The following is a 26805-nucleotide window of genomic DNA, read 5'->3' as shown; positions in this document are numbered from 1 at the left end:
ATAACGTCGCACCTACCAGGAGCGTGCCCATGACCGCCCATCCGATTTCCGAGACCGTCGCCTCGCTGATGCCCCGCGCCAAGGCGGAGCTGACCGAGCTGGTGGCTTTCCAGTCGGTGGCGGATACCGCGGTGTTCCCCAAGAGCGAGTGCGAGGCGGCCGCCGCGTGGGTCGCCGACGCGCTGCGCGCCGAGGGATTCCAGGATGTCGCCCTGCTCGACACCCCGGACGGTACCCAGTCCGTCTACGGCTTCCTGCCCGGCCCGGCCGGAGCGCCCACCGTGCTGCTCTACGCGCACTACGACGTGCAGCCGCCGCTCGACGAGTCCGCCTGGATCTCCCCGCCGTTCGAGCTGACGGAGCGTGACGGCCGCTGGTTCGGCCGGGGCGCGGCCGACTGCAAGGGCGGTTTCATCATGCACCTCCTCGCGCTGCGCGCCCTCAAGGCGAACGGCGGGGTCCCGGTCTCGGTCAAGGTGATCGCGGAGGGCTCGGAGGAGCAGGGCACCGGGGGGCTGGAGCAGTACGCGCAGGCGCACCCCGAGTTGCTGGCCGCGGACACCGTGGTGATCGGTGACACCGGTAACTTCCGGGCCGGTCTGCCGACCGTCACCTCGACGCTGCGCGGGATGACGATGCTGCGGGTGCAGCTCGACACTCTCGAGGGGAACCTGCACTCCGGTCAGTTCGGCGGCGCCGCGCCCGATGCCCTGGCGGCGATGATCCAGCTGCTCGCGTCGCTGCGTGCCGAGGACGGTACGACGACCGTCGACGGGCTCACGGCGGACACGGAGTGGGACGGTCTGCAGTACCCGGAGGAGGAGTTCCGCAAGGATGCCAAGGTCCTCGACGGAGTGGGCCTGATCGGCGGGGGTACCGTCGCCGACCGGATCTGGGCGCGGCCCGCCGTCACGGTCGTCGGGATCGACTGCCCCGCGGTGGTGGGCGCGATGCCCTCGATCCAGGCGAGCGCACGGGCACAGATCAGCCTGCGGGTGCCGCCGGGGCAGGACGCCGAGGAGGCGGCGAAGCTGCTGACCGCACACCTGCAGGCACACGCCCCGTGGGGGGCGCGCGTCTCGGTCGAGCAGGTCGGTCAGGGGCAGCCGTTCCGCGCCGACATCACGAGCCCGGCGTACACCGCGATGGCGGACGCCATGCGGATCGCGTACCCCGGCCAGGAGATGCAGTCCTCGGGCATGGGCGGCTCGATCCCGCTCTGCAACGCGCTGTCCCAGCTGTATCCGGAGGCGGAGATCCTGCTGATCGGGCTGAGCGAGCCCGAGGCGCAGATCCACGCGGTGAACGAGAGTGTGTCCCCGGAGGAGCTGGAGCGCCTTTCGGTGACCGAGGCGCTGTTCCTGCAGAACTACGCCGCCTCCAAGAAGGCCTGAACAGCCCGGCGGCCGACCGGAACTCAATCGCTCCGTTCCGGCCGGCCGCTACGCGCAGAGCGAAGCTCGCCCAGAGCGTAGATCCGGGCGGTGAACGCCTGCACCCCCGTACGTTCGTGGCATGGAACTCGTCGAGGTGCTTCCCCAGCTGCACATGTTGCGCTTCCCGATCGGCCAGGCCTACCTGTGGCGCGACGGGACGGAGCTGACTCTGATCGACGCGGGCGATGCGAACGCGGCGCCCGCCATCGAGGACGCGGTGCGCGGCCTCGGTCTCGACCCCGCCCGAATCGCCCGGATCGTCATCACCCACGGGCATCGCGACCACTACGGCGCGGCCCAGGAGCTGGCCGACCGTCATGGCGCCGAGATCCTGGCGCACCGGCTCGACGCTCCGGTGATCCGCGGCAAGGAGGAGATCGGCGATCCGGTGCTGCTCGACTGGGAGCGCCCGCTGTACGCGCACGGGCTGACCCTGCCCGAGGCTCCGCCGACCCGGGTCGACACCGAGCTGTCCGACGGCGCTGTGCTGCCGTTCGGCGGCGGGGCGCGGGTGGTCCACTCCCCCGGCCACACCCCGGGAGCCATCGGTGTCCATCTGCCCCGGCACGGGGTGCTGTTCACGGGTGATTGTGTCGCCGAGGCCGGGCGCGTGATGCTGGGGGTGTTCAACATCGACCGCGAGCAGGCCGTGGCCTCGTTCCGGCGGCTGGCCGCACTGGAGGCGGCCACGGTCTGCTTCGGCCACGGCGATCCCCTCACCGTCGACGCGGTCGCGGTCATGCGTGCCTCAGCCGACCGGGACTCCCGCCTCCAGGTTGAGCACGGCTGAGCGCTCGCGGGCGCGCAGCGCCCAGCGCAGCCGTTCGTACCGGGTGGGAGGCAGCATGGTGGCCGCCTCCTCCTCCGTGACGAACCGCCAGCCACGCAGCTCCGAGCCGGGCAGCAGCAGCCGTTCGGCGTCCGCGCCCGGCAGCGTCCCGCCGTCGAAGAGGAGCCGCAGCCCTCCGTATCCGGGGGGCTGCGGCGCCTCCCAGTCGACGACGAGGAGTCTGGGCACCCGTTCGAGGTGTATCCCTATCTCTTCGGCCACCTCCCTGATCCCGGCCTGCGCCGGCGCTTCACCCGCCTCCACGACACCTCCGGGAAACTCCCAGCCGGGCTTGTACGTGGGGTCGACGAGCAGCACCCGGTCGTGTTCGTCGAAGAGCAGCACGCCGGCCGCGACGGTCTCGGCCGTGGGGTCGGGTGTCTGCACGATCTCGCAGGCCGGGGCCGCCCCGGTGCGCACGGCCTCGGCGATGAGTTCGGCCGTCTCGCGGGGTGTGAGTGCGCTGTTGTCGATGGCGTGCGCGTCCCGATTGATCCAGTCGAGCGCCGAACGGTAGGGCTCGATGCGGTCGTGGGCCCACTGACCGGACCCGTCGGCCTTCTCCGAATCGTCGGGAAACTCCGCCCGGTGGGCGATCCGTTGACGCAGGATCGTTTCCTCAGGTGAGAGCAGTACATGACGCACCGCGATGCGTCTGGAGGCGAGTCCTCCGAATATCTCGTCGCGATACTCCTGTCGCAGCAGCGTCATCGGCACCACCAGCACCCCGCCCATCTCGGCAAGCAGCGCTGCCGCGGTGTCCACCACGAGACGCCGCCAGATCGGCAGGTCCTGAAAGTCGGTCACCTCGGCAAATTTCTTCTGTGGCAGCAGGGATCCCAGCCCCGTGCCGGTCAGTTCCGGATCGTAGAAGGTGCTGTTCGGGATCAGATCGATCAGTTCACGCGCGGCGCTGGTCTTGCCCGCGCCGAACGCACCGTTGATCCAGACGATCACGGTTCCCCCTCTTCCGTAGCCCCCAGTGGCTTGCCCGCAACACCCTGCCGCGAAAACACGACTGTGGCGATGCCGTCGCGCGAACGCAACCGTGCCCTGCGGTCGGCAGGTCTTCCGGGACGGGGAGCGGTGCCCGTCCCAGCGGCATCCGGCCGTAACGGTGATGGCGGGACGTCGTTGGAGCGTGCAGCAGAACGAACGACAGGGGTGGACCGTGCGTCGCACCGTACTTGAACAGTTTCCCGCAGGGGGCCCGCGGGGAAGCTGGCCCGCGGAGGAGTTCGCGGCGGCACGCCGCGGGGAGGGCGTCGCGGCGGAGGTCGTGATGGACCTGGAACAGGACGCGTTCCTGGTGGTCGTACCGCAGCAGGCCTCGGAGCGGGGCCGCTGAGGCGAGGCGGCGCGGAGCGAACCGCCGCCCCTCAGGTCAGTCCGGCCGGTCGGTGCCTCCCTGCGCAAGTTCCGCTTCGGCCTCGGTCCGGCGGGCGGACACCGCGTCGAAAAGGGGCCAGCCGTCGATCGTCCGGGGCACGGCGTCATCGGTGTCCCAGCCGTGGGCGGCCAGCGCCTCGTCGAGCAGCGCACGGACGCTGCCCGGCTTGTTCAGGTTGAGGTAGGCGTCCGCTGATTCCACCCCGCCGGAGTGCAGCCAGCCGTCGGGCACCATCCGGCCCGGCCCTCCCCGAAAGACGATCTCCAGCCGGCCACGGCCGTCCAGTGGACGGAGGGTCAGTACCTCACGGCAGTTGCGAGCAGGACCGTCGTCCCTCTCGTGCCGGTGACCGACCTTCCAGAGGAAGGTGGTGTCGTCGACGACAAGGCGGCGGGACTTCTTCTCGCTGCGGGCCATCCCGGGATGCTAAGGCGTGTCTCCCCGCCAATCCCACTTGTTTGAATCCTCCGCCCGCGGCCCGTACTCGGCCCTGCCGCCCGCCCCATAGGCGCCGATCTCGGTGATCAGGGCGGAGCCGTCCGCCAGCGCCACCTCCGTCCAGCCGGTCACGTCCAGCAATAGCCCGTCGAGTGGGCCGCCCACCAGCTCCCGGTAGACACGCCCCGGCCGGGGCCCCGGGTCGGGGTCGTCGTGATCGGCGCCGTACACCCGGCGCCGCATGATCTCGTCCATGCAGGCAGGATCGCACCCGCCACTGACAATCTCCTCGGCCATCGGGCACGCGTCCTGTTTCCTTGCCGCGGGGCACCCCCAGTGGACCGGCTGCCGACGGCACAGCTCTGTGGAGCAGGCGCCTACTCAGGAAGCGGGCGGTCGTCGATGACGTTCTTCATGACGAGGGTGGAGTTCAGGCGCTGAACCCCGGGCAGCCGGGCGAGCTCCTGGTCGTACAACTGCTGGTAGGCGCCCAGGTCCGTGGTGGCGACGCGCAGGAGGTAGTCGGGTTCGCCGAAGAGGCGCTGCGCCTGGATGACCTGGGGAATGGCGGTCACGGCCTCTTCGAACGCGGTGACGGTGTCGCGGTCCTCCCAGCGCAGGGTGGCGAAGACGAGGGCTTCGAAGTTCAGGCCGACGGCGGACGGGTCGACGACGGCGCGGTAGCCGCGGATCGCGCCCTCGCGTTCGAGGTCGCGCACGCGACGGTGGCAGGGCGAGACACTCAGCCGCACGCGGGCGGCCAGCTCGGTGACCGTAAGGCGGCCGTCCAGCTGAAGCTCAGCAAGAATCTTCCGGTCCATGGCATCCATGGAAAATATTCTCCCCCATTCACTCCGAGTATCGAGCAATTACGCAAACACTTTCGGGCATATCCCGCCTAATCTTCCCTCTTGAATCAGAACGCGAGAGGGATCGAGCACCATGGACACGACCACGCTGGCAGCCTTCCTCGCAGTCGATCTGCTGCTGGTACTCACCCCGGGCGCGGACTGGGCCTACGCGATCTCGGCAGGACTGGGGGGCCGGTCGGTCGTTCCGGCGGTCGCCGGGCTGATAGCCGGATACGCGGGGTACACGCTCCTCGCCGTGGCGGGCCTGGCCGTGATCGTGGCGAGTTCGCCCACGGCACTCACCGCACTCACCGTGGCCGGGGCCGGCTACCTGATGTGGCTCGGCCGGGGCATGCTGAGAGGTCCGGGCGCACCGACCGCCTCCGAAGACGCCCTGGCCTCCTCGCGCGGCCGGATCATCCTCAAAGGCGCCGGGATCAGCGGCCTGAACCCCAAGGCGCTACTGCTGTACTTCTCACTGTTCCCGCAGTTCATCGACAGGGCGGGCAGCTGGCCCGTCGCCGCGCAGACCGGCCTTCTCGGCACGCTTCACATGACGGCCTGCGCTCTCGTCTACCTCACCGTGGGCGTTCTGGCCCGCACGGTCCTCAGGACCCGGCCCGCGGCCGCCCGGACCGTCACCAGGACCTCCGGTGCCATGATGATCGTCATCGGCGGGTTCCTGCTGGTGGAACGCCTGGCCGGCTGACGCGCCCGGCCCACCCCGTACAACATGCGAAGGAGAGCAATGGGACACCCGGCACAGCGGGAAGAGGCAAGCCCCGAGATCCGCAGGCGCGTCGAGGACAGCTTCGGCCGCCAGGGCCTCATGAGCCATCTCGGCGCGCGCCTGAGCCACATCGGACCCGGCCGGGTGCACATCGAGCTGCCGGCCCGGCCCGAGGTGACACAGCAGCACGGCTACGTGCACGCCGGTGCCACCAGCGCCATCGCGGACAGCGCCGGCGGCTACGCGGCACTCACCCTGCTCCCCGAGGACTCCGAGGTCCTCACCGTCGAGTACAAGATCAACCTCCTCGCACCCGCCTCCGGCGACCACCTTGAGGCGATCGGCACCGTCCTCAAGCCGGGACGCACCCTGACCGTGTGCCTCCTGGAGGTGTTCGGCGTCAGCGACGACGGCGGACGAAAGCTTGTCGCCAACGGCCAGCAGACACTGATCCGTGTGAACAGACCCGCCGAGTGAGCTCGCAGCAGCCCCCGCCCCCGTCGGCACATGACGGACGGAGCGAAGGCGCCCCTCACCCGGATCCGCCCGAGGGTGATCCCACGATCACCCTCGGGCGGAGCCGTCTCATCCCTTGACGGACCCCAGCCCGGCGAGCAGCGCGGGAAGCGTGGCCGCGCCGGTTCCGGCCACCTCGCCACGCAGCGGAGTTCGCCGGGACATCCGATGTCCAGCGACACCGTCGGGCAAATCCCACCTGTCGCACGCGTGCGCCCCACCCCCGCCCCTCCGGGAAGCAACCCAACACAACCGAACGCGCGCTTGGATCACACCCCCAACCAAGCGACTGGTCAAGGGTTTTGGCGAGATATCGAACAACCGGTACCGCCCTCTTCCAACATAGTTCAACAGGCTCTAACGTAATCGCTCGTCTTGGCGTGCACATGCCGCCAATCGATTCGGCACGAGTACGGAGGAACGTAACGATGCGTCATCTTCCAGGCCGTACAACCCGCACGAGCCGCCACAGAGTCATCGGAGCGCTGACCACAGGTCTCCTGTGCGCGGCGGGAGTCACTGTTCCCGCCGCCGCCCAGTCCCCGGCCCCTGCTCCGTCGCCGGCGTCGGCGGCACGGGCCGACAACGGTCTCGCGCTCACCCCTCCCATGGGCTTCAACAACTGGAACTCGACCCATTGCCGGGCCGAGTTCAACGAGGCGATGGTCAAGGGGATCGCCGATATCTTCGTCGAGAAGGGACTCAAGGAAGCGGGCTACGAATTCGTCAACCTGGACGACTGCTGGGCGAAGCCGCAGCGTAATGCGGACGGCAAACTGGAAGCCGATCCGGCGCGATTCCCGAACGGGATCAAGGCCGTCGCGGACTACGTCCACTCCAAGGGTCTCAAGCTCGGCATATACACCAGCGCAGGCACCAAGACCTGCGACAGTGTCGGGCTTCCCGGCGCGCTCGGTCACGAGTACAGCGACGCGCAGCAGTTCGCCGACTGGGGCGTCGACTACCTCAAGTACGACAACTGCAACAACCAGGGCGTGGACGCGAAAGAACGCTATACGACCATGCGGGACGCGCTGGCCGCCACCGGCCGGCCCATCGTCTACAGCATTTGCGAATGGGGCGAGAACAAGCCCTGGGAGTGGGCCGCCGATCTGGGCAACCTCTGGCGCACGACCGGCGACATCAACGACAGCTGGAGCAGCATGCTGTCGATCATGAAGCAGAACCTGCCGCTCGCCGCGGCAGCCGGCCCCGGCCACTGGAACGACCCCGACATGCTGGAGGTCGGGAACGGCGGGATGACGGACACCGAGTACCGCACCCACTTCTCCATGTGGTCGGTGATGGCCGCCCCCCTGCTCATCGGCTCCGATCTGCGCACGGCGACGCCCGAGACGTATCAGATCCTGTCCAACCACGAGGTCATCGCCGTCGACCAGGACCCGTTGGGCAAGCAGGGTGTCGTGCTCTCCTCCGACGGCGGGCGCTGGGTCGTCGGCAAGGAGATGCAGGACGGCAGCCGGGTGGTGGCGCTGTTCAACGAGACCGGGAGTGCGCAGCGGATCTCGACGACGGCTGCGGCGGCCGGGCTTCCGCAGGCCGACGCGTACACCGTGCGCGACCTGTGGGCGCACACCACGCGCAACACGGCGGGCGATCTCTCCGCGACCGTCCCGGCCCATGGGACCGTGCTGCTCCGCGTCGCCGCCGAAAGCGGCTGGGCGGCGTATCCGCCGGCTGTGGAACTGGCCCTGGACGGAAGCCCGTTGATCGAATCCGGCCGCACGGCCCCGCTGACGACCACGGTCACCGATCTGGGCCGGACGCCCGCCGTGAAGGTGTCGGCCGCGCTCACCGGGCCGTCCGGCTGGCAGGTCAGGGCCGATTCCGCGACCTCGACGGCTGCCCTGCCGACGGGCAGGGCACTGACCACGCGCTGGCGTGTGACGGCCCCGGCCGGCACGGCCACCGGTACCTATGATCTGACGCTCACCGCGCAGTACCGCTCGCCCTCCGGGCAGCGGGTGCGGTCCTCCGTGCCGTTCCAGGCCCATGTGGTGGTGGCGCCACCGGCCGGCGGCGGCTACCTGAGCGATCTGCCGCAGCTCTCCGCGTCCAACGGCTACGGACCGGTCGAGAAGGACACCAGCAACGGTGAGAGCGCGGCCGGGGACGGAAATCCGCTGACCATCGGCGGCGAGGTGTACGGGAAGGGCCTGGGCGTCCACGCGGACAGCTCCGTCGAGTACTACGCGGGCGGTGCGTGCAGCACCGTGACGGCCCACGTCGGGGTCGACGACGAGAAGGGCGCCAAGGGAAGCGTGGCCTTCGAGATCTGGTCGGACGGCACGAAGGCGGCGTCCACCGGTGTCCTGACCAACGCGATGGCGGCGCAGTCCGTCTCGGCGGATGTCAGCGGTGCGCAGGTCGTACGTCTGGTGGTCACCGACGGGGGCGACGGCGTCGACTCCGACCACGCCGACTGGGCGGACCTCCGCATCACCTGCTGAGGCAGCCCGCCCGAAGAACCGCATGGCGGCGTCCGACGCCGTCGCCACGTTGTCCGGTCGGCGAGGACAGCCCTCGCCGACCGGACAGCTCCCAGGAGCGGGGGAAGCCGCGATCCGGCCCGGTGACGGACGCCGGTGCGCGCCTCCGCGCAGAGCCCCGCGGGGGTCAGGCTTTCAGGAACTCGATGAGGTCCTGGTTGAAGCGTTCCTTGTCCCCGGGGACGACGGCGATGCCGTGGGACCCGCCCTCGTACACCTTGAGGACCGCGCCGGGGACCAGCTTGGCGGTCTTGCGGCCCGTGGCGTCGATCGGGACGACCTGGTCGTCGTCGCCGTGGACGATGAGCAGCGGGATGTCGAACTTCTTCAGGTCGTCGTGGAAGTCGGTGTAGCCGAAGGCCGCCGCACGCACATACCTGCGCTCGTACGACAGGAGCGATGTCCGGAGAATCCGGACGAGAGGCCCCGGACGGACGAGAGGCTCTAGACGGAAACGGCCCCGTCCGCGCCCACCCGCACGGCGAAGGCCGCCGCCGCCGCACCCACCAGCCCCGCGTCGTTGCCCATCACCGCAGGCGTCACGGTCAGCCTCTGGACGAACGACAGCGTCGCGTACCGCCGCAGGGCGCTGCGGAGCGGGGCGAACAGCACATCGCCGGCGCCGGCCACTCCCCCGCCAATCACCGCGATGTCGATCTCGACCAGCGTGGCCGTCGCGGCAATGCCCGCGGCCAGCGCCTGTGCGGCCCGTTCGAACGAGGCCACCGCGACCGGGTCCCCGGCCCGCGCCGCGGCCGCGACCGCCGCCGCAGTCGTGTCACCGTCCGGTCCGGGCCGCCAGCCGGCCTCCAGCGCACGGCGGGCGATGTTGGGGCCGCTCGCAATGCGCTCGACGCAGCCGCGCGCGCCGCACGGGCACAGGTCACCGTCGAGGTCGACGCTGATGTGCCCGATGTGACCGGCATTGCCGCTGGGGCCGGGGTGGAGCTTGCCGCCGAGGACGAGCCCGCCACCGACTCCGGTCGACACGACCATGCACAGGGCGTTGTCGTGTCCGCGGGCGGCGCCCATCCAGTGCTCGGCCGCGGCGATCGCGACGCCGTCGCAGACCAGCTCGACGGGGAGACCACCGGTCGCCGCACTCACCCGCTCCACCAGCGGGAAGCCCCGCCATCCGGGCACGTTCACGGGACTGACCGTCCCGGCTTCGGCGTCCACCGGGCCCGCGCTGCCGATGCCGACGGCCGTGGCCCGGCCCCACAACGGTGACGCGGACAGCTCCGCCAGCACGTCAGCGACCGCCCCCATCACCGTCTCGCCGTCCTCCCGGGCGGGCGTCGGACGCTGCACCCGCACGCGGAGCGTGCCGTCGCCGTCCACCAATGCCCCGGCGATCTTGGTGCCGCCGATGTCCAGCGCGGCGACGAGGTCGGTATGCATCGGTGTGGCTCCGTTGGTGAGGGGGTGGGACCTGCGGCTTCAGTAAATAGTCTGCATAGTCTCCATTCACTTGACAACGTTGTCCAGGGCCTATGCTCGACGCCACAGCCTCCGGCCTTCTCCGTGGCACCCTCCGCGGCCGGTCCGGATCGCCCGAACCCGAGGACAGGACTGCGCACCGTGGCCGAGACCACTCGTCACCCCGAGCCCCGCTATGGCAACCGGCCGACCATGAAGGACGTGGCCGCCCGTGCCGGAGTGGGCCTCAAGACGGTCTCGCGCGTGGTCAACAGCGAGCCGGGCGTCACACCCGACACCGAGCGCCGGGTCCAGGAGGCCATCGACGCGCTGGGCTTTCGCCGCAACGACAGCGCGCGCGTGCTGCGCAAGGGCCGCACCGCCTCCATCGGCCTGGTCCTGGAGGATCTCGCGGACCCGTTCTACGGGCCGCTGAGCCGCGCCGTGGAAGAGGTGGCCCGCGCGCACGGCGCCCTGCTCATCAACGGCTCCAGCGCCGAGGACCCGGAGCGCGAGCAGGAACTCGTGCTCGCGCTGTGCGCACGACGCGTCGACGGGCTCATCGTGATTCCGGCCGGCGACGACCACCGCTATCTGGAGCCGGAGATCAAGGCCGGCATAGCGACGGTCTTCGTGGACCGTCCGGCCGGCCGGATCGAGGCCGACATGGTGCTCTCGGACAGCTTCGGCGGCGCCCGCGAGGGCGTCGCCCATCTGATCGCCCACGGCCACCGCCGGATCGGGTTCATCGGGGACCAGCCCCGGATCCACACCGCCACGGAGCGGCTGCGCGGGTATCACACCGCCATGACCGACGCCGGGATCACGGTCGAGGACTCCTGGGTCTCGCTCGGCTCCACGGATCCCGAGCGGGTCCGTCCGGCCGCCGAGACCATGCTCTCCGGCCCCGAACCCGTCACGGCCCTCTTCGCGGGCAACAACCGCGTGACGGTGACCGCGGTGCGCGTGCTGGCCGGGCGGGAACGGCCCGTCGCCCTGGTCGGCTTCGACGACATCGAGCTCGCGGATCTGCTCGGCATCACCGTCATCTCCCAGGACGCGGCGGCGGTCGGCCGCACCGCGGCCGAGCACCTTTTCCGCCGGCTCGACGGCGCCGACCACGCACCGGCGCGCGTCGAACTCCCGACGCGGCTGATCCCGCGCGGCTCGGGCGAGCTGCGCCCGGCCTGAGGCCGGGCGGGTCGCTAGGGTGCGGTGACGGTCAGTCCGCCGCGTCGCGGTGAGGCGAAGGCGTCCAGGTCCGCGCGGGTCAGCCCGGTCAGCCGGGCCACCTCGGCGGTGTCGAGCGCGCCGCAGTCGATGCCTCGCAGCAGGTAGCCACTGAGCGCCTTGGCGGTGGCGGGTTCGTCCATCACGTCGCCGCCCGCCTTCGCCACATATGCGGCAAGCCGGGCCGCGGCCTGCTCCAGGCCCTCCCGGTAGAAGGTGTAGACGGCCGCGTACCGGGTCGGGAGGTGGCCCGGGTGCATGTCCCAGCCCTGGTAGTAGGCGCGGGCCAGAGCGCGCCGGGTGAGCCCGTAGTGAAGCCGCCAGGCCTCGTGCACCTGGGCGGTGGGGCCCACGGGCAGGACGTTGGTGGAACCGTCTGAGACACGTACCCCGGTGCCCGCGGCGGCCACCTGCATCACGGCCTTCGCGTGGTCGGCCGCCGGGTGGTCACTCGCCTGGTACGCGGCGCTGACCCCGACGCAGGCGCTGTAGTCGAACGTGCCGTAGTGCAGACCCGTTGCACGCCCCTGCGCGGCGTCGATCATGCGGGCGACGGCGGCGGTGCCGTCGGCGGCGAGGATCGACTGACTGGTCTCGATCTGGATCTCGAAGCCGAGCCGCCCGGAGGGAAGTCCGTGTGCCTGCTCGAAGGCTTCGAGAAGCTGGACGAAGGCGGTGACCTGTTCGGGGTAGGTCACCTTCGGCAGGGTGAGCACGAGCCCGTCGGGAAGGCCTCCCGCCTCCATCAGGCCCGTGAGAAAGACGTCCGTGGTCCGGATGCCCCGGTCGCGTACAGCGGCTTCCATGCACTTCATCCGGATGCCCATGTACGGAGCCGCCGTGCCGTTCGCGTACGCCTCCGAGATCAGCCGGGCCGCCCGGGCCGCCGCCTCGTCCTCCTCGGCGTCGGAGCGGGGGCCGTATCCGTCCTCGAAGTCGACACGGAGGTCCTCGACGGGCTCGCGGCTCAGCTTGGCGCGTACGCGGTCATGGACGGGGCCGGCGAGCTCGGCCGGGATGCCGAGCACGGCTGCGAGCGAGGCGGCGTCGGGGGCGTGCTCGTCGAGCGCGTGCAACGCCTGGTCACCCCAGGAACGGATGGTGCCCGCGGTGAAGGTGTCCCCTGGCACGTAGACCGTGTGGACGGGCTGGCGCGTTCCGGGGTCGCCCGGGTAGCGGCGGGCGAGTTCGGCGTCCACCGCCGTGAGGGAGGCGCTGATCCCCTCGCTGACCGCACCGGCGAGGCTCGTCGCCACCTTCTCCTGCTGACCCATTTCCGCACCCTCCACGCTCTCGCTGTTTCCGCTTCTCGGAATCAACAATCCGTATAGTGAAGTTATAAGGCTGCCGTATCTGCGTCAATGGTGATCGGAAACGGCCCGGGGCCGCGCGGTGGGTTTCACCGTGCGGCCCCGGGCCGTTGGCCGTGCATGCCGACCGGGGGGTCAGCCCTTGCGGGCATTGACCTCGTCGGTGAGCTGCGGGATGACGTTGAAGAGGTCGCCGACGACGCCGTAGTCGACGAGGTCGAAGATCGGGGCCTCGGCGTCCTTGTTGATCGCGACGATCGTCTTCGAGGTCTGCATACCCGCCCGGTGCTGGATCGCGCCGGAGATACCCGAGGCGATGTACAGCTGCGGCGAGACGGACTTACCGGTCTGGCCGACCTGGTTGGTGTGCGGGTACCAGCCCGCGTCGACCGCGGCGCGCGAGGCACCGACCGCCGCACCCAGCGAGTCCGCGAGCGCCTCGATGATGTGGAAGTTCTCCGCACCGTTGACACCACGGCCGCCCGAGACCACGATCGCGGCCTCCGTCAGCTCCGGACGCCCCGTCGACTCACGCGGGGTACGGGAGACGACCTTGGTGCCGGTGGCCTGCGCCGAGAAGGAGACCGAAAGGGCCTCCACGGCACCGGCTGCCGGAGCCGGCTCGACCGGGGCCGAGTTCGGCTTGACCGTGACGACCGGGACACCCTTGGAGACACGGGACTTGGTGGTGTACGAGGCGGCGAACGCGGACTGCGTGGCGACCGGGCCCTGATCGCCGGCCTCCAGGTCGACGGCGTCGGTGATGATGCCGGAACCGATCCGGACCGCGAGACGGGCCGCGATCTCCTTGGCCTCCGCGGACGAGGGCAGCAGCACGGCGGCCGGCGACACCGCGTCGTAGGCGGCCTGCAGCGCGTCGACCTTCGGAACGACGAGGTAGTCGGCGAACTCGGAGGCGTCGGCGGTCAGGACCTTGACCGCACCGTGCTCGGCGAGCACGGCGGCGGTGTCCGCGGCACCGTTGCCCAGCGCCACGGCGACCGGCTCACCGATCCGGCGCGCCAGCGTCAACAGCTCCAGCGTGGGCTTGCGGACGGCACCGTCCACGTGGTCGACATAGACGAGAACTTCAGCCATGGGACTTCAATCTCCTGCGTGTGCGAGGGAGTGCGGGGGGGGCGGTGAGGCAACAGCCGGGGCTCAGATGAACTTCTGGCCCGCGAGGAACTCGGCCAGAGCCTTGCCGCCCTCGCCCTCGTCCTTGACGATCGTGCCCGCGGTGCGGGCCGGACGTGCGGCCGCGGAGTCGACCGCGGTCCAGGAACCACCCAGACCCACCTCGTCCGCGTCGATCCCCAGATCATCCAGATCCAGCGACTCGACCGGCTTCTTCTTCGCCGCCATGATCCCCTTGAACGACGGGTAACGGGCCTCGCCCGACTGGTCGGTCACCGACACCACCGCAGGCAACGACGCCTCCAGCTGCTCGGACGCCGTGTCACCGTCACGGCGGCCACGTACGACGCCACCCTCCACGGAAACCTCGGACAGCAGCGTCACCTGCGGCACACCCAGCCGCTCGGCCAGCAGCGCCGGAACCACACCCATCGTGCCGTCCGTCGACGCCATCCCCGAGATCACCAGGTCATAGCCCGTCTTCTCGATCGCCTTCGCCAGCACCAACGACGTACCGATCGCGTCCGTGCCGTGCAGATCGTCGTCCTCGACGTGAACAGCCTTGTCCGCACCCATCGACAACGCCTTGCGCAACGCGTCCTTGGCATCCTCCGGACCCACCGTCAACACGGTGACCTCCGCATCGTCCGCCGCATCCGCGATCTGCAACGCCTGCTCGACCGCGTACTCATCCAGCTCCGACAGCAGCCCGTCGACATCCTCACGATCCAACGTCAGGTCATCGGCGAAATGCCGGTCACCGGTCGCGTCGGGCACGTACTTCACACAGACAACGATCCTCAAGCTCACGCCGGCTCTCCTACTGCATCGTCATTTCCGGGCTGCCTTGTTGCACGCAGCATAGGCGCCTGATGGGGCGATTTCCGGTCGGGGCGACCCATGCTCCGACCATAATATTACTCGCCAGTACACCCATGGGGCGACCATTAAGCAAGCGCTTTGCGCTGTGATCTGGCCTACGCCCGGCGCCCTGGTGCCACGAGGAGATCTCAGTCTCGCAGAGCCGTGAACCTGCCCTGGTGATAGACGAGCGGCCTGCCGCCGCCGGCCGGGTCGCCGGTGATCGCCTGCGCGATCACGATCCGGTGGTCCCCCGCCGGAACCCGCGCCACGACCCGACAGACGAGCCAGGCGAGCACGCCGTCCAGCACCGGGACACCTTCCGGTCCGCTGCGCCAATCGGTGGACGGGCCGAACCGGTCTGCGCCGCTGCGGGCGAAGGTGGCGGCCAGTTCCCGCTGATGCTCGCCGAGTATGTGGACGCCGATGTGGTCCGCCTCCGAGACGACCGGCCAGCTGGAGGAGGAGGTGCCCACGCCGAAGGAGATGAGCGGCGGATCGGCGGCCACGGAGTTGAGGGAGGTGGCGGTGAAGCCCACCGGCCGGTCACCGGCAGCGGTGATCACGGCGACACCGGCGGCGTGCTGCCGGAACACGGAACGCAGGAGGTCCGGGGATGCCGTCCGGGGAGTGCCGGTCTCGGGTGATGCCGTCATGGAGATGTCCTTCTGCGCGTCGGATGTACGGGGCCGCGGATGCTCAGGCATCCGGACAGCGCGCACTCGCGTGGCGGGCGAGGTCGATGTGGACCCGGCCGTAGAGAAGGAGTTCTGGCGGCATAGCGTCAGAGTGACGATGCGTGGCGGGTGCAGTCAAGAGCGTCCCACAAGGTGGGAGAAGCATCACGGTCCGTCACATCGCCTGCCCGAGCGCGGCGACGACGTCGACGGTGCGTGGCTGCCCGACTGCCCGGCGGACGACCAAGCCGGCGGCATCGAGGACCAGGACGGTCGGGGTCCGGCTGATGTGCAGGGCGCGCACAAGAGTGAGATGCGCCTCGGCATCGATCTCCACATGCGCGACGCCGTCAACCATGTCGGCCACCTCCGTGAGGGTGCGGCGGGTGGCCCGGCAAGGCTGGCAGAACGCGCTGGAGAACTGGACGAGTGTCGCCTTTTCCCCCAATTCCACACCGAGTTGGGCTGCATCAAGCCTGTCCGCACGGATCTGCCCGTCCACCTTCGGCCTCCTGTCAGAGCTCTACGCAAAGGGTCAGCACCTACGGGCACCAGGACATTCCCGTCCGTTCCACGTGACGAGAATCTCGCGCCCCGCGCCCGCCGAGACTGGCCACCACGACGCACATGGGGCACGATCGGCCCAATGCCGAAAACCTACGGCTGCGTAACTTCCGCCGGGAGAACCCTCCCCAGGCGCTGAAGAAGGGTCTTCTCCAGATGGCAGAACTCGTCTATCGGCCGGTCATCGGCGCCGCTCGTACGTTTTTCAAGGCGCTCGACCTGAAGATCGACACCCAGGGTTCGGAGCACATCCCGAAGACCGGTGGCGCGGTTCTGGTAAGCAACCACATCAGCTATCTGGACTTCATCTTCACCGGACTCGCAGCGCTGCCACAGAAGCGCCTGGTGCGGTTCATGGCCAAGGAATCGGTGTTCCGGCACAAGATCTCGGGCCCCTTGATGCGCGGCATGAAGCACATCCCCGTCGACCGCAAGCAGGGCGAGGACGCGTATGAGCACGCGCTGGCCTCGCTGCGCTCCGGCGAGATCGTCGGAGTGTTCCCCGAGGCGACGATCTCGGAGTCCTTCACCCTGAAGAGCTTCAAGTCGGGTGCGGCGCGCCTGGCGCAGGAGGCCGGCGTGCCGCTGATCCCGATGGCGCTGTGGGGTACCCAGCGCCTCTGGACCAAGGGCCGCCCGCGCAACTTCAGGCGCAGCCACATCCCGGTGACCATCCGGGTCGGTGAGCCGGTGGAGGCCCCCGCAGACCAGTACGCGGGCGCAATCACCCGGCGACTGCGAGAGCGCGTGCAGGAGCTGCTCGAAGCGGCCCAGCGGGCCTACCCGGTGCGCCCGAAGGACGCGAGCGACACCTGGTGGGTGCCCTCGCATCTCGGGGGTACGGCTCCGACGGCCGCCGAGGTCCGCGAGCGCAGCTGACGGACCTGCGCGGGGCCGCGGCTGAAACGTCACTCCGGGGCGCGGACAGTGCTCCGCGCCCCGGGGATCGGCCTCTTCAGGGCCTCGCGGTCCGGAGGCCGCCGCGCCGAGCCCGCCCGGTCAGAGCGCCGTGGGCAGTGTGCGCCACAGTTCCGCACGGTCGACGGCCGTCCGCAGGCTTCGCAGGACTGCCGGATGCGGCGCCGCATAGAGCGTCGGGCAGTCCACTTCGTTGAGCTCCGGCCGGACGGGCCAGGCCAGCCGCTCCCCGTCCAGCGAGAACTGCGCGTCCACGCCGGGCCGGTTGCCCCGCGCGTCCTGCCGGTCCCAGCGGTCCCGGCCCGGCAGCCGCAGCGCGATCAGCCCGTGGACCGCCCCCGGGTCCCCGTCGTCGTCTGCCAGTTCCTGGTAGCAGAGCGCCGCGGGGATGGCTTCCGCGCGCAGCAGCGCGACCAGGGCATGCGATTTCGCATGGCAGATGCCGTTACGGGTGGCGAGTACGTCCGAGGCGCGCCAGGTGACGCGCATGTCACCCGAATCGGCGGAGTGCACGACGGTGTCGCGTACGAAGCGGTAGGCGGCTTCCGCGTATGAGTACGCATCCGTCACCTCGGAACGCAGCCGTGCTGCCGTATCGCGGACCAGCGGGTGTTCATGGTCGATCGCGTCATCGGCGGCAAGGTAGGCGGAAATTTCAGGGACCTGCTGTATCAGCTCCATGGCCGCCGAGCGTAAGGAAGCGGCCGACCGGAGTCAATGGATTTCCGGTCGACCGCATACTCATACATGCCCCTACTGTGCGGCCATCTCTTCCTTGAGGGCGAGGACGAACGCGTCGACATCGTCCTCCGTGGTGTCGAAGGCGCACATCCAGCGCACGTCGCCGGCCTTCTCGTCCCAGAAGTAGAACCGGAAGCGCTTCTGCAGCCGCTCGCTCGCCTCGTGCGGCAGCCGCGCGAAGACGGCATTGGCCTGGACGGGGTAGAGGATCTCCACGCCGTCCACCGACCGGACGCCCTCGGCGAGCCGCTGAGCCATGCTGTTGGCGTGCCGGGCGTTACGCAGCCACAGATCGCCCGCGAGCAGCGCCTCCAGCTGTACGGACACGAAGCGCATCTTGGACGCGAGCTGCATCGACAGTTTGCGCAGGTGCTTCATGGCCCGGACGGCGTCCGGGTTCAGCACCACGACGGCCTCGCCGAAGACGGCCCCGTTCTTCGTCCCGCCGAAGGAGAGCACGTCGACGCCGACGGTGTTGGTGAACGTACGCATCGGTACGTCCAAGGACGCCGCCGCATTGGCTATGCGGGCCCCGTCGAGATGGACCTTCATGCCGTGCCCGTGGGCATGCTCGCAGATGGCCCGGATCTCGTCGGGTGTGTAGACGGTGCCGAGCTCGGTGTTCTGGGTGATCGAGACGACCTGCGGCATGGCCCGGTGCTCGTCGTCCCAGCCGTACGCCTCCCGGTCGATGAGCTCCGGCGTGAGCTTGCCGTCCTCGGTCGGCACGGTGAGCAGCTTGAGGCCGCCGACCCGTTCCGGCGCACCTCCCTCGTCCACGTTGATGTGTGCGGACTCGGCGCAGATGACGGCACCCCAGCGGTCGGTCATCGCCTGGAGCGAGACCACGTTGGCGCCCGTTCCGTTGAAGACCGGAAAGGTCTCCGCGGTGGGGCCGAAGTGGCTGTGCATCACGCGCTGGAGGTGACCGGTGTAGTCGTCCCCGCCGTAGGCGACCTGATGACCGCCGTTGGCGAGGGCGAGGGCCTCAAGGATCTCCGGGTGGGTTCCCGCGTAGTTGTCACTGGCGAATCCGCGTACCTGCGGGTCGTGATGACGACGCGCGTCGGTCCTTACGGTTCCGGGGTCAGCCACAGGCGCTTTCCGTTCACTTCCGGGGCGGGCCGGTCCCAGACGCCGGCGATGGCATCGGCCAGCTCCTTGACGTCGGTGAAGCCCGCGAACTTCGCATTCGGTCGCTCGGCGCGCATCGCGTCGTGCACCAGTGCCTTCACGACCAGGATCGCAGCCGCGCTCTGCGGCCCCTGATCGCCCCCCGCCTTGCGGAAGGCGTCCGCGAGCGCGAGGGTCCACGCCTCGGCCGCCGCCTTCGACGCCGCGTAGGCGGCGTTGCCCGCGGTGGGGCTGCTCGCACCGGCCGCGCTGATCAGCAGATAGCGACCGCGATCGCTGCGCTGCAGACCGTCCTGGAAGGCCAGCGAAGTGCTCTGGACCGTGCGGATCAGCAGTTTCTCCAGCAGCGTCCAGTCGGCGAGGTCCGTCTCGGCGAAGCTGGAACTGCCGCGCCAGCCGCCCACGAGGTGGACCAGGCCGTCGATCCTGCCGAATTCCTTCTCGGTCTTGGCGGCCCATTCACGGGCGGCGCCGAGATCGAGCAGATCCACGGTGTCGCCGGTGACCGTAGCGCCGCCATGGGCATAGCGGGCCGCGTCCACGGCCTCCGCGAGCCGGGTGGCGTTCGCGTCCGAGGCGACGACGACCGCGCCCGCCTCGGCGAGCCGGAGCAGAGCCGCCCGGCCGGCCGGACCGGCCGCGCCCGCGACCGCGACGACAGCGCCTTCGAGCGCGCCGCTCCCGCTGCCCTTGCCGTTTCCGTTCATGGCCACCGCCTCCTCATGACGTGCGCTCACGCGGCCGCCTGCCCGGCGTCCGCGGCGGTGATCCCCTTGGTGGAGGCGATCACGTTCTTCAGTTTCTTGGAGAGCGCCTCATAGAACATGCTCAGGGGAAACTCGTCCGGAAGCACGTCGTCGACGAGCTTCCGGGGCGGCTGGGAGAGGTCCAGCGCGTCGGGGCCCTTGGCCCAGCGGGATCCGGGGTGCGGGGCGAGATAGGTCGCGACCAGGTCGTACGCGGCGAACCAGTGGACCAGCTTGGGGCGGTCGATGCCGTCCCGGTACAGCTTCTCGATCTCGGCGCACAGCTGGTTGGTGACCTGCGGAGCCCGCTCCCAGTCGATCTTCAGGGTGTTGTCCGTCCAGCGCACGACGTCGTGCTTGTGGAGGTACGCGAAGAGCAGCTGGCCGCCGAGACCGTCGTAGTTGCGGACGCGCTCGCCGGTGACGGGAAAGCGGAACATCCGGTCGAACAGCACGGCGTACTGCACGTCACGACCGTGGACGTTGCCCTCGGACTCCAGCTTCACGGCCTCCTTGAAGGCGGTGAGATCACAGCGCAGTTCTTCGAGCCCGTACATCCAGAACGGCTGGCGCTGTTTGATCATGAACGGGTCGAACGGCAGGTCGCCGTGGCTGTGGGTGCGGTCGTGGACCATGTCCCAGAGCACGAAGGCCTGCTCGCAGCGCTGCTGGTCGCCGACCATCTCGCGGATGTCCTCGGGCAGCTCGACGCCCAGGAGCTCGACGGAGGCCTCGGTGACACGGCGGAATCGGGCGGCCTCACGGTCGCAGAAGATGCCGCCCCAGCTGAAGCGCTCGGGGGCCTCGCGCACGGCGATGGTCTCCGGGAAGAGCACGGCGGAATTGGTGTCGTACCCGGCGGTGAAGTCCTCGAAGGTGATGCCGCAGAACAGCGGGTTGTCGTAACGGGTCGCCTCCAGGTCCGCGAGCCACTCGGGCCAGACCATCCGGAGCACGACCGCTTCGAGGTTGCGGTCGGGATTGCCGTTCTGCGTGTACATCGCGAAGACCACGAGGTGCTGGAGCCCGTCGACGCGGCCCTTGGCGGGCTGGAACGCCAGCAGCGAGTCGAGGAAGTCCGGGACGCCGAATCCATCGGCGGCCCAGCGACGCAGGTCCACGACAAGGGCGCGGTGGTACGCCGCATCGTGCGGGAGCAGCGGCGAGAGCTCCTCGACCGCGACGGCCACCCGGTCCAGGGCCGCCTCGGCAGCTGCCGGGGCGGGCGCGTCCTCGGCGTCGAAGTCGATGGAACCGTCCTTCGACTGCCAGGGGCGGATCTCCTCCACGGCGTTCTTGAGCGCGGGCCAGGCCGGGTGCTCGATCACCCGCTGGGCGGAAGCTATGCCGCCGGCGGCGACGTCGTGCACAAGAATTTCCGTCATAACACTTCCTCCACGGGAGAACCTCGCGTCAAGCAACCGTATCCGTGTGCGACTCCCCGATACAAGTGGGGACCTGGAAATTATCCTGCCCACCCCCCATGGTCACCGCGATTTTTCCTGTCATCCAGCGCTTCGGCAAAGCCTTCCGCGCATGAACGCGCATGGGCCGGAGAGTGACGGGTCGGAAACAGCACGCTCATCCCGGATTCGTTCGCACAGGCGCCCGGCAAGCCCGCGCAGGACACGCCCACGTATGAGTGACACAGCTCGCGGCAGACAGCCCGCAGCCGGTAGGACGGACGGCGTCCGCCCCTCGTACGCCCTCGGGAGAACCCGCGCGTGAGCATCCGTGCCGTCCTGGTCGCCGCCGTCATCACCGGATTCCTGCTCGGCGCCGCCGACGTACAGGGACACGGGGCCACTCCCCCGCGCACGGCCGGCCCCGACTCCGCGACGGGACACCGGTCAGCCGGATCTGCGGTCATGCCGTAGCACCGCGTGGGTAGGCACACAGGGAGAAGCCGTCGACGGAAGCGAGAGTCCCTTGTCTTTTCTCACCATCGGCCACCGCGGGGTGATGGGTGTCGAGCCGGAGAACACGCTGCGGTCGTTCATCCACGCCGAGCAGGCCGGGATGGACCTCATCGAGCTGGACCTTCATCTGAGCAAGGACGGCGCCCTGGCCGTCATGCACGACGCGGAGGTGGACCGGACGACCGACGGCAAGGGCCCGATCGCCGAGAAGACCCTGGCAGAGCTGCGCGAACTCGACGCCGGGCAGGGGGAGCGGGTACCGGTCTTCGAGGAGGTCCTCGACGCAGTGCGGTCCCCCTTGCAGGCGGAGATCAAGGACGTGGCCGCCGCCCGCACGCTGGCCGAGGTGATGCGGCGGCGCGATCTCGTCGACCGGGTCGAGGTGATCTCGTTCCACGACGAGGCGATCGCCGAGATCACGCAGCTGGTGCCGGGGGTGCGGACCGCCCTCGTGGCCAGCCGCTGGGGCAACGACGTGGTGGACCGCGCGAAGGCGGTGCGCGCCACCCGGCTGGTACTCAACGTCCGGCGGATCACACTGGAACTGGTGGAGAGGGCCCACGCAGAGGGGCTGACGGTGGTCGGCTGGGTGGTGAACACCCAGGACCATCTGCGGCTGGCCCGCGGGCTCGGGCTCGACGGCGCGACCACCGACTTCCCGGAGATCCGCCGCGCGGGCCGGTTCACCGCATAGCCCCCCGGGTCCCGGGTCAGCTCTCGGGCAGGTCCTTGACCAGCAGTTCGAAGGCGAGGTCGTCGCGCTGCGGGATACCGAAGCGCTCGTCGCCGTACGGGAACGGGCTCAGCTGACCCGTACGGCGATAACCGCGGCGCTCGTACCAGGCGATCAGCTCGTCACGCACCGAGATCACGGTCATGTGCATCTCGCGCACCCCCCAGCCCTCCCCGACGGTGCGCTCCGCCTCGGCGATGATCACCTTGCCGAGCCCCGCGCCCTGGAGCGAGGGGCGGACCGCGAACATTCCGAAGTACGCGGCTACGCCCCGGTGTTCGAGCTGGCAGCAGGCGACCGGCTCGCCGTCGCGCTCCACCACGAGCAGCCGGCTGCCGGGGTCCTCCACCACGTCGCGTACGCCCTGCGGGTCGGTGCGCTGCCCCTGCAGGATGTCCGCCTCGGTGGTCCATCCCGCACGGCTGGAGTCACCGCGGTACGCGGACTGGATCAGCTCCACGAGCGCGGGCACGTCTGCTTCGGTCGCGTCGCGGAAGGTCAGCTGGCCCGAGTCGCGGGGCGGGGCGGTGTCCATGGTGAGGCTCTCCGTTTCTCTGCTGTGCCGTGCGGCAGCAGCGTAACTCCCGGGTGCTGGTCCAGGGGCAGGCGCCGGTCTGTGCACTGAGCAGCCGGAACCCGGCGGGCCGGCGCTGCGGCTCTGTGATTCACTCCCGCCGCGCGCTCCCCCTTTACCCCAGTGCGCCGCGTACGGGCGTCCGGCCGCGGGCATCGACTAGACGACGGCGATGTCGTTCGCCCAGGGGGAGGTTCCGCTGTGCACGGACCTGCGATGTCCGGCTGGCTGCTGATGGCGTTGTGCGCGGTGACGGGCGCGTACTGCCTGCTGCGGGCCCACGGCGGGAGCGGTGAGGAGCGCAGGACAGCGCGCGCGGAGGCGCTGATGGGCTTCTCCATGGCCGCGATGGCGGTGCCGGCCGCCGTCGTCGCACCGCCCGCGTGGGGATGGGCGTTGTACGCGGTCCTGTTCGGGGTTGCCGCGTTGCGCGCCCTCTGGTTCTCGCGCCGCAGCGGTCACCATCTGCACCACCTGGTCGGCTCGTCGGCGATGGTCTACATGTCCGTCGTCATGGCGCGGCCCGGCGGGGCGGGGCACAGCGGCCATGCGTCGCACGCCATGGCCTCCGCAGGAGGCGTTCCCCTGCTGACCGGGCTGCTCCTCGCCTACTACGCCGCGTACGTGCTGCGCTCCGGCGCCCGGCTGATACCCGTGACTGCGGCGACGGCCGGGGGCGGGGCCATGGTCGGCGGGCCGTCGGCGGGCGGCTGGGGGGCGCGGCCGGAGCTGGCGCTGGCCTGCCGGCTGACCATGGGGATAGCCATGTTCGCCATGCTGCTCACCGTCTGAGACAAGGGGCCCCGCAAACCGTGGCGTACGTCACTTGCTGAGCGCAGCCATACCCGTGCGTGCCGTGCCGCTCATAGGCTGAAGCCATGTTGGTCTCCCTCGCGCTGCTGCTGCTCGGTGCACTGGCCGCCGTCGTGACCCCGCGGCTGATGGCGCGGGCCGAATGGCCGGAGCGCGAGCCTGTGGTGGCGCTGTGGGTCTGGCAGTGCGTGGTGGCCGGTGTGCTGCTGTCGTTCGGGCTGTCGATGACGTTCAGCGCGGCCGCGGCCTGGCAGGCGGTGCGCGGCCATGTGTTCGCGCCCGCCCCGCACGCCGTCGTCGAGGCCTATGCGCTCGCGGCCTACGGACCGTGGTCGGCCGTGATGGCCGTGCTCCTGGCCCTCGGGGGCGTATGGACGGCCGCGATGCTGACCCGCGAGATCCGCCGCGTGCGCCTGGAGCGCAGGCAGCGGCGGTCCGAACTCCTGGTGCGTTCACCGCTGATGCCCGGCGAGGAACCCGGCAGCGGTCGCCTGGTGGTGCTGGAGGGAGATCGCCCCGACGCGTGGTGGCTGCCCGGCACGGCGCCTCGGCTCGTCATCACCACCGCCGCACTGGGGCGACTGAAAGGCCGTCAGCTCGACGCGGTGCTCGCCCATGAGCAGGGTCATGCGAACGCACGCCACGACTGGCTGCTCAACTGCTCGGCGGCGCTGGCATCCGGGTTTCCGCAGGTTCCGGTGTTCGCGGCGTTCCGCGGCGAGATGCACCGGCTCGTCGAACTGGCCGCCGACGACATGGCTTCCCGGCGCTTCGGCCGGCTGACGATCGCACTGGCACTGGTCGAACTCAACGAGGACCGCGGGGTATTCGGCCCCTGCCCGACGCCTGATGCGCAGATGCCGCTGCGGGTGAACCGGCTGCTGGCGCCTGCGGGCCGGCTCACGACGGGCCGTCGACTGCGGCTGACAGCGGCGGCCACGCTCCTGCCGGCGATCCCGCTCCTGGTGGCGTTCGTCCCGGCGCTCAGTGCACTGGGGTAGGCAGCTCCGGCATTGACCGGGAGGCGGCTCGGCGCCGGCCCGCCACGGCACTCGCTGAACGGTCGCGCCGCGCCGGGATGGCCGTACGCCCCGCCCGTCGGCAAGGATCCCCTCATGCACTCCCCGCCCCTCTCCCCCGCGCACCGCACCCGCACTCCCTCGCCGGCACCGTGGGCGGGGGCCGTCTGCGGAGTCCTTGCCCTGGCGCTGCTGGGCCTGGTCGCCGCACGATGGTCCCCCTTGATGCGCCTGGACCGTGACATCGCCGAAGCCCTGCACCGGCGGGCGGTGACGGAGCCCGGCCTCGTCCATGTGAACCGGTTGCTGACGGACTGGCTGTGGGATCCCTGGACGATGCGCGCGCTGATCGCCGTCGCCGTGGTCGTCCTGTGGCGCCGCGGGGCCCGGATGCTCGCGGCCTGGGTGGCGGTGACGAGTCTGGTCTCCAGCCTTCTCCAGCAGGGCGTCAAGGCCGCCGTCGGCCGGGAGCGCCCCCGGTGGCCCGACCCGGTGGACTCCGCCCACTACGCGGCGTTCCCCTCCGGGCACGCGATGACGGCCGTCGTGAGCTGCGGTCTGCTGCTGTGGCTCCTGCACCGGTCCGGCGCCCGCCCCTGGATCCGGCGGACGGCGTCGGCCGCTGCGGGAATCTCGGTGGTCGGCGTCGGGCTGACCCGGCTCTACCTGGGCGTGCACTGGCCGTCCGACGTACTGGGCGGGTGGCTGCTGGGGGCGGCCCTGACCGCCTTCGCGGCGGCCGGATACGAGCGGTACGCCTCCCGCCACCGCCCTGAGGAAAGGGACTGAACAAGCGCCCTTGCCCCGCCCGCACCGGTCGGCAAGGATCGGGCCCATGCCGATCAAGGGTGTGCTCTTCGACTTCTCCGGAACGCTCTTCCGGATCGAATCCGTCCGTTCCTGGCTCGCCGCGACCCTCGCCGAACGGAAGGTGAGCGTGGACGATGCCGACTTCGAGCGCTACGTACAGGAGCTGGAGGCCTCCGGCGCGCTGCCGGGCGGCCCTCCTCCGCAGCAGGTGCCCGGAGGACTGGCGTCGGCCTGGGCCTCCCGGGACGAGAGCGCGCACCGGCACCGCGAGGCGTTCACGGGACTGGCCCGCCAGGTGGAGCTGCCGGATCCGGGGCTCTACGACGCCCTGTACGACCGGCACCGGACCCCGGCCGCCTGGCGTCCGTATCCGGACGCCGCGGAGGTACTCGCCTCACTGCACGACCGGGGCATCGCGATCGGCGTGGTGAGCAACATCGGGTGGGACCTGAGGCCGGTCTTCCGGGCGCACGGTCTGGACGCCTATGTGGAGGCGTACGTACTGTCCTTCGAGCACGGAATCCACAAGCCGGACGCACGCCTCTTCCACACGGCCTGCACACTTCTGGGACAGCATCCGACCGATGTGGTGATGGTCGGCGACGACCGGCACGCGGACGCCGGGGCGGCTGCGCTGGGCTGCGAGGTGCGTTTCGTGCAGCATGTGCCGGTGAATGAGCGGCCGGACGGACTGCGGGAGCTCGGACTGGCCTCAGACGTTGCCTGAGAGACATGTGAGAGATGTCCCTGACGCGCCATGGGTCGGATTGTCACATCGGGGCCTTAGCCTGGTAACCATGTCCCCGACTCCGTGCCCGTCCGGTTCCGCGCGTTCCGCCGCAGTGGTGAATGAAGACATTCGCGACCTGTGGCAGCGCTCGGGCGGATGCCTGTCCCCTGAGGACGAGGAGGAGTACCAGCGGCTGCTGGTCGAGTGGGCGGCAGCCACCGGCGGCAACACCAGGTCCGCCGCCTGAGCCGCCTCAGCCGTCCGAGCTGCCCGCGGTACATCGGCCGGCACAGGCTCGGTACGCCCCCGATCTGCTGCGGCACCGGGTTTCCGGTTCGCTGTGCGGCGGCCGTCGGCACGTCGCACCCTGGAGGCATGGCTTCTCCCCCGATCGTGATCTTCCGGCCGTCCCCCTCCGGCGGCCGGCGCGTCACCGTGCAGCGTGACGGGCGGGTCCAGATTCTCGGCCTCGCGCACTCGGATCACGATGTGATCGTGTTCCTGGAGGGTGCGGGGCTGGACGACCCCGAGCGGATCCTGGACAGCCCCGAATGGGTCGAATGGCGGGGCGGCCGGGCGCACCGGTACGAGGCCGCCTGAGACGTCTGATTCCGGCGATCCCCTGCGTCGCCGGAACCAGCCGGTCACCCCGGCCGGCAGCCCCGGCCGAGGACCGCGTGACGGACTGCGTACGAGAGCCGGCCCGCGCGGGGGTACAGCATGTCCCGGCGCGGCGGATCGGTCAATGAACGCACCGCCGTGCGGAAGCC

Annotated in this window: 31 protein-coding genes and 1 pseudogene; 16 read left to right on the top strand and 16 right to left on the bottom strand. The window is 70.2% G+C overall.

What is annotated here, in order from left to right; all coding sequences use genetic code 11:
- The first annotated feature begins 29 nt into the window (after positions 1-29).
- Positions 30-1394, top strand: a complete 1365-nt coding sequence (locus OG912_RS34465) for a dipeptidase (RefSeq protein ID WP_327712732.1) — start codon at positions 30-32, stop codon at positions 1392-1394.
- Between the two features lie 121 nt (positions 1395-1515).
- Positions 1516-2226 (top strand): MBL fold metallo-hydrolase, encoded by a 711-nt coding sequence (locus tag OG912_RS34460; RefSeq protein WP_327712731.1) that lies wholly within the window; start codon positions 1516-1518, stop codon positions 2224-2226.
- Here the strand turns inward: OG912_RS34460 and OG912_RS34455 are convergent.
- The gene (locus OG912_RS34455) at positions 2185-3222 is read right to left on the bottom strand and encodes an NUDIX hydrolase (RefSeq protein ID WP_327712730.1); all 1038 of its coding nucleotides are present in this window, start codon (positions 3220-3222) and stop codon (positions 2185-2187) included. The two genes, OG912_RS34460 and OG912_RS34455, sit on opposite strands and share 42 nt — an antisense overlap.
- A 214-nt stretch (positions 3223-3436) precedes the next feature.
- On the opposite strand from OG912_RS34455, the gene OG912_RS34450 reads away from it, so the two are divergent.
- Positions 3437-3613, top strand: coding sequence for a hypothetical protein (locus tag OG912_RS34450; protein ID WP_326734541.1), 177 nt, complete (start codon positions 3437-3439; stop codon positions 3611-3613).
- Between the two features lie 36 nt (positions 3614-3649).
- Here OG912_RS34450 and OG912_RS34445 read toward each other — a convergent pair whose 3' ends face one another.
- The 3 genes from OG912_RS34445 to OG912_RS34435 all read right to left on the bottom strand — a co-directional run bounded on the left by OG912_RS34445 (position 3650) and on the right by OG912_RS34435 (position 4923).
- Entirely contained in the window at positions 3650-4072 is a 423-nt protein-coding gene (locus tag OG912_RS34445; protein WP_327712729.1) for a hypothetical protein, read from the bottom strand.
- A 9-nt stretch (positions 4073-4081) separates the two neighbouring features.
- Positions 4082-4348, bottom strand: a complete 267-nt coding sequence (locus tag OG912_RS34440; protein ID WP_327712728.1) for a hypothetical protein — start codon at positions 4346-4348, stop codon at positions 4082-4084.
- A gap of 122 nt (positions 4349-4470) precedes the next feature.
- Positions 4471-4923, bottom strand: a complete 453-nt coding sequence (locus OG912_RS34435; RefSeq protein ID WP_327712727.1) for an Lrp/AsnC family transcriptional regulator — start codon at positions 4921-4923, stop codon at positions 4471-4473.
- A 112-nt stretch (positions 4924-5035) separates the two neighbouring features.
- On the opposite strand from OG912_RS34435, the gene OG912_RS34430 reads away from it, so the two are divergent.
- The 3 genes from OG912_RS34430 (at position 5036) to OG912_RS34420 (ending at position 8661) form a co-directional block, all read left to right on the top strand.
- Positions 5036-5653, top strand: a complete 618-nt coding sequence (locus tag OG912_RS34430) for a LysE family translocator (RefSeq protein WP_327712726.1) — start codon at positions 5036-5038, stop codon at positions 5651-5653.
- A gap of 39 nt (positions 5654-5692) precedes the next feature.
- Positions 5693-6151, top strand: a complete 459-nt coding sequence (locus OG912_RS34425; protein ID WP_327712725.1) for a PaaI family thioesterase — start codon at positions 5693-5695, stop codon at positions 6149-6151.
- Positions 6152-6618: 467 nt separating this feature from the next.
- Complete coding sequence (locus tag OG912_RS34420; protein WP_327712723.1) at positions 6619-8661, top strand: NPCBM/NEW2 domain-containing protein; 2043 nt, start codon at positions 6619-6621, stop codon at positions 8659-8661.
- A 166-nt stretch (positions 8662-8827) separates the two neighbouring features.
- Here OG912_RS34420 and OG912_RS34415 read toward each other — a convergent pair.
- A pseudogene (locus OG912_RS34415) lies at positions 8828-9061 on the bottom strand (alpha/beta fold hydrolase); the annotation flags it as partial.
- 83 nt (positions 9062-9144) lie between these two features.
- The gene (locus OG912_RS34410; protein WP_327712722.1) at positions 9145-10101 is read right to left on the bottom strand and encodes an ROK family protein; all 957 of its coding nucleotides are present in this window, start codon (positions 10099-10101) and stop codon (positions 9145-9147) included.
- Between the two features lie 180 nt (positions 10102-10281).
- On the opposite strand from OG912_RS34410, the gene OG912_RS34405 reads away from it, so the two are divergent.
- Positions 10282-11310, top strand: a complete 1029-nt coding sequence (locus OG912_RS34405) for a LacI family DNA-binding transcriptional regulator (protein ID WP_327712720.1) — start codon at positions 10282-10284, stop codon at positions 11308-11310.
- Between the two features lie 14 nt (positions 11311-11324).
- On the opposite strand, the gene OG912_RS34400 is transcribed toward OG912_RS34405, so the two are convergent.
- From OG912_RS34400 to OG912_RS34380, 5 genes are all read right to left on the bottom strand, one after another.
- Positions 11325-12623, bottom strand: coding sequence for a DUF6986 family protein (locus OG912_RS34400; protein WP_327712719.1), 1299 nt, complete (start codon positions 12621-12623; stop codon positions 11325-11327).
- Positions 12624-12794: 171 nt separating this feature from the next.
- On the bottom strand, positions 12795-13757 hold the full coding sequence (locus OG912_RS34395) for an electron transfer flavoprotein subunit alpha/FixB family protein (protein WP_327712718.1): 963 nt from the start codon (positions 13755-13757) through the stop codon (positions 12795-12797).
- 63 nt (positions 13758-13820) lie between these two features.
- Positions 13821-14606 (bottom strand): electron transfer flavoprotein subunit beta/FixA family protein, encoded by a 786-nt coding sequence (locus OG912_RS34390; protein ID WP_326739383.1) that lies wholly within the window; start codon positions 14604-14606, stop codon positions 13821-13823.
- A gap of 200 nt (positions 14607-14806) precedes the next feature.
- A complete protein-coding gene (locus OG912_RS34385; protein WP_326734553.1) occupies positions 14807-15313 on the bottom strand; it encodes a flavin reductase family protein in 507 nt (168 codons plus the stop codon).
- 196 nt (positions 15314-15509) lie between these two features.
- Entirely contained in the window at positions 15510-15836 is a 327-nt protein-coding gene (locus tag OG912_RS34380) for a TlpA family protein disulfide reductase (RefSeq protein WP_326734554.1), read from the bottom strand.
- A 218-nt stretch (positions 15837-16054) separates the two neighbouring features.
- Here OG912_RS34380 and OG912_RS34375 point away from each other — a divergent pair, with 218 nt between their 5' ends.
- A complete protein-coding gene (locus OG912_RS34375; RefSeq protein ID WP_327712715.1) occupies positions 16055-16777 on the top strand; it encodes a lysophospholipid acyltransferase family protein in 723 nt (240 codons plus the stop codon).
- A 120-nt stretch (positions 16778-16897) separates the two neighbouring features.
- Here OG912_RS34375 and OG912_RS34370 read toward each other — a convergent pair whose 3' ends face one another.
- The 4 genes from OG912_RS34370 to OG912_RS34355 form a co-directional block, all read right to left on the bottom strand.
- Positions 16898-17497: a transglutaminase-like domain-containing protein gene (locus tag OG912_RS34370; RefSeq protein ID WP_327712714.1), complete on the bottom strand. Its 600-nt coding sequence runs from the start codon at positions 17495-17497 to the stop codon at positions 16898-16900.
- A 72-nt stretch (positions 17498-17569) separates the two neighbouring features.
- Positions 17570-18652, bottom strand: coding sequence for a threonine aldolase family protein (locus tag OG912_RS34365; RefSeq protein ID WP_327712713.1), 1083 nt, complete (start codon positions 18650-18652; stop codon positions 17570-17572).
- Positions 18631-19398, bottom strand: a complete 768-nt coding sequence (locus tag OG912_RS34360; RefSeq protein ID WP_326740498.1) for an SDR family NAD(P)-dependent oxidoreductase — start codon at positions 19396-19398, stop codon at positions 18631-18633. The genes OG912_RS34365 and OG912_RS34360 overlap by 22 nt, the downstream gene beginning before the upstream one ends.
- Positions 19399-19424: 26 nt before the next feature.
- Entirely contained in the window at positions 19425-20822 is a 1398-nt protein-coding gene (locus tag OG912_RS34355; RefSeq protein WP_327712712.1) for a DUF6421 family protein, read from the bottom strand.
- Positions 20823-21161: 339 nt separating this feature from the next.
- Between OG912_RS34355 and OG912_RS34350 the strand changes: the two genes are divergently transcribed.
- Together OG912_RS34350 and OG912_RS34345 are read left to right on the top strand one after the other, a co-directional pair.
- Positions 21162-21314 (top strand): hypothetical protein, encoded by a 153-nt coding sequence (locus OG912_RS34350; protein ID WP_327712711.1) that lies wholly within the window; start codon positions 21162-21164, stop codon positions 21312-21314.
- Between the two features lie 52 nt (positions 21315-21366).
- Positions 21367-22050 carry a glycerophosphodiester phosphodiesterase gene (locus tag OG912_RS34345; RefSeq protein WP_326734560.1) on the top strand — a complete coding sequence of 228 codons (684 nt, stop codon included), beginning with the start codon at positions 21367-21369 and terminating at the stop codon, positions 22048-22050.
- A gap of 16 nt (positions 22051-22066) precedes the next feature.
- Here the strand turns inward: OG912_RS34345 and OG912_RS34340 are convergent, their stop codons facing one another.
- The gene (locus OG912_RS34340; protein WP_327712710.1) at positions 22067-22624 is read right to left on the bottom strand and encodes a GNAT family N-acetyltransferase; all 558 of its coding nucleotides are present in this window, start codon (positions 22622-22624) and stop codon (positions 22067-22069) included.
- A gap of 240 nt (positions 22625-22864) precedes the next feature.
- Between OG912_RS34340 and OG912_RS34335 the strand changes: the two genes are divergently transcribed.
- From OG912_RS34335 to OG912_RS34310, 6 genes are all read left to right on the top strand, one after another.
- Positions 22865-23455, top strand: a complete 591-nt coding sequence (locus OG912_RS34335) for a DUF5134 domain-containing protein (RefSeq protein ID WP_327712709.1) — start codon at positions 22865-22867, stop codon at positions 23453-23455.
- 86 nt (positions 23456-23541) lie between these two features.
- Positions 23542-24477, top strand: a complete 936-nt coding sequence (locus OG912_RS34330) for a M56 family metallopeptidase (protein ID WP_326734563.1) — start codon at positions 23542-23544, stop codon at positions 24475-24477.
- A gap of 114 nt (positions 24478-24591) precedes the next feature.
- Positions 24592-25284 carry a phosphatase PAP2 family protein gene (locus tag OG912_RS34325; RefSeq protein WP_327712708.1) on the top strand — a complete coding sequence of 231 codons (693 nt, stop codon included), beginning with the start codon at positions 24592-24594 and terminating at the stop codon, positions 25282-25284.
- 46 nt (positions 25285-25330) lie between these two features.
- Positions 25331-26032 carry an HAD family hydrolase gene (locus OG912_RS34320; protein ID WP_327712707.1) on the top strand — a complete coding sequence of 234 codons (702 nt, stop codon included), beginning with the start codon at positions 25331-25333 and terminating at the stop codon, positions 26030-26032.
- Positions 26033-26102: 70 nt separating this feature from the next.
- Positions 26103-26282: a hypothetical protein gene (locus OG912_RS34315; RefSeq protein ID WP_327712706.1), complete on the top strand. Its 180-nt coding sequence runs from the start codon at positions 26103-26105 to the stop codon at positions 26280-26282.
- A 128-nt stretch (positions 26283-26410) separates the two neighbouring features.
- Positions 26411-26635: a hypothetical protein gene (locus OG912_RS34310; protein ID WP_327712705.1), complete on the top strand. Its 225-nt coding sequence runs from the start codon at positions 26411-26413 to the stop codon at positions 26633-26635.
- Positions 26636-26805 lie beyond the last annotated feature (170 nt).

It is taken from the genome of Streptomyces sp. NBC_00464, assembly GCF_036013915.1.
Lineage (GTDB): Bacteria > Actinomycetota > Actinomycetes > Streptomycetales > Streptomycetaceae > Streptomyces.
This window is presented reverse-complemented; position numbering and strand designations above follow the sequence as displayed.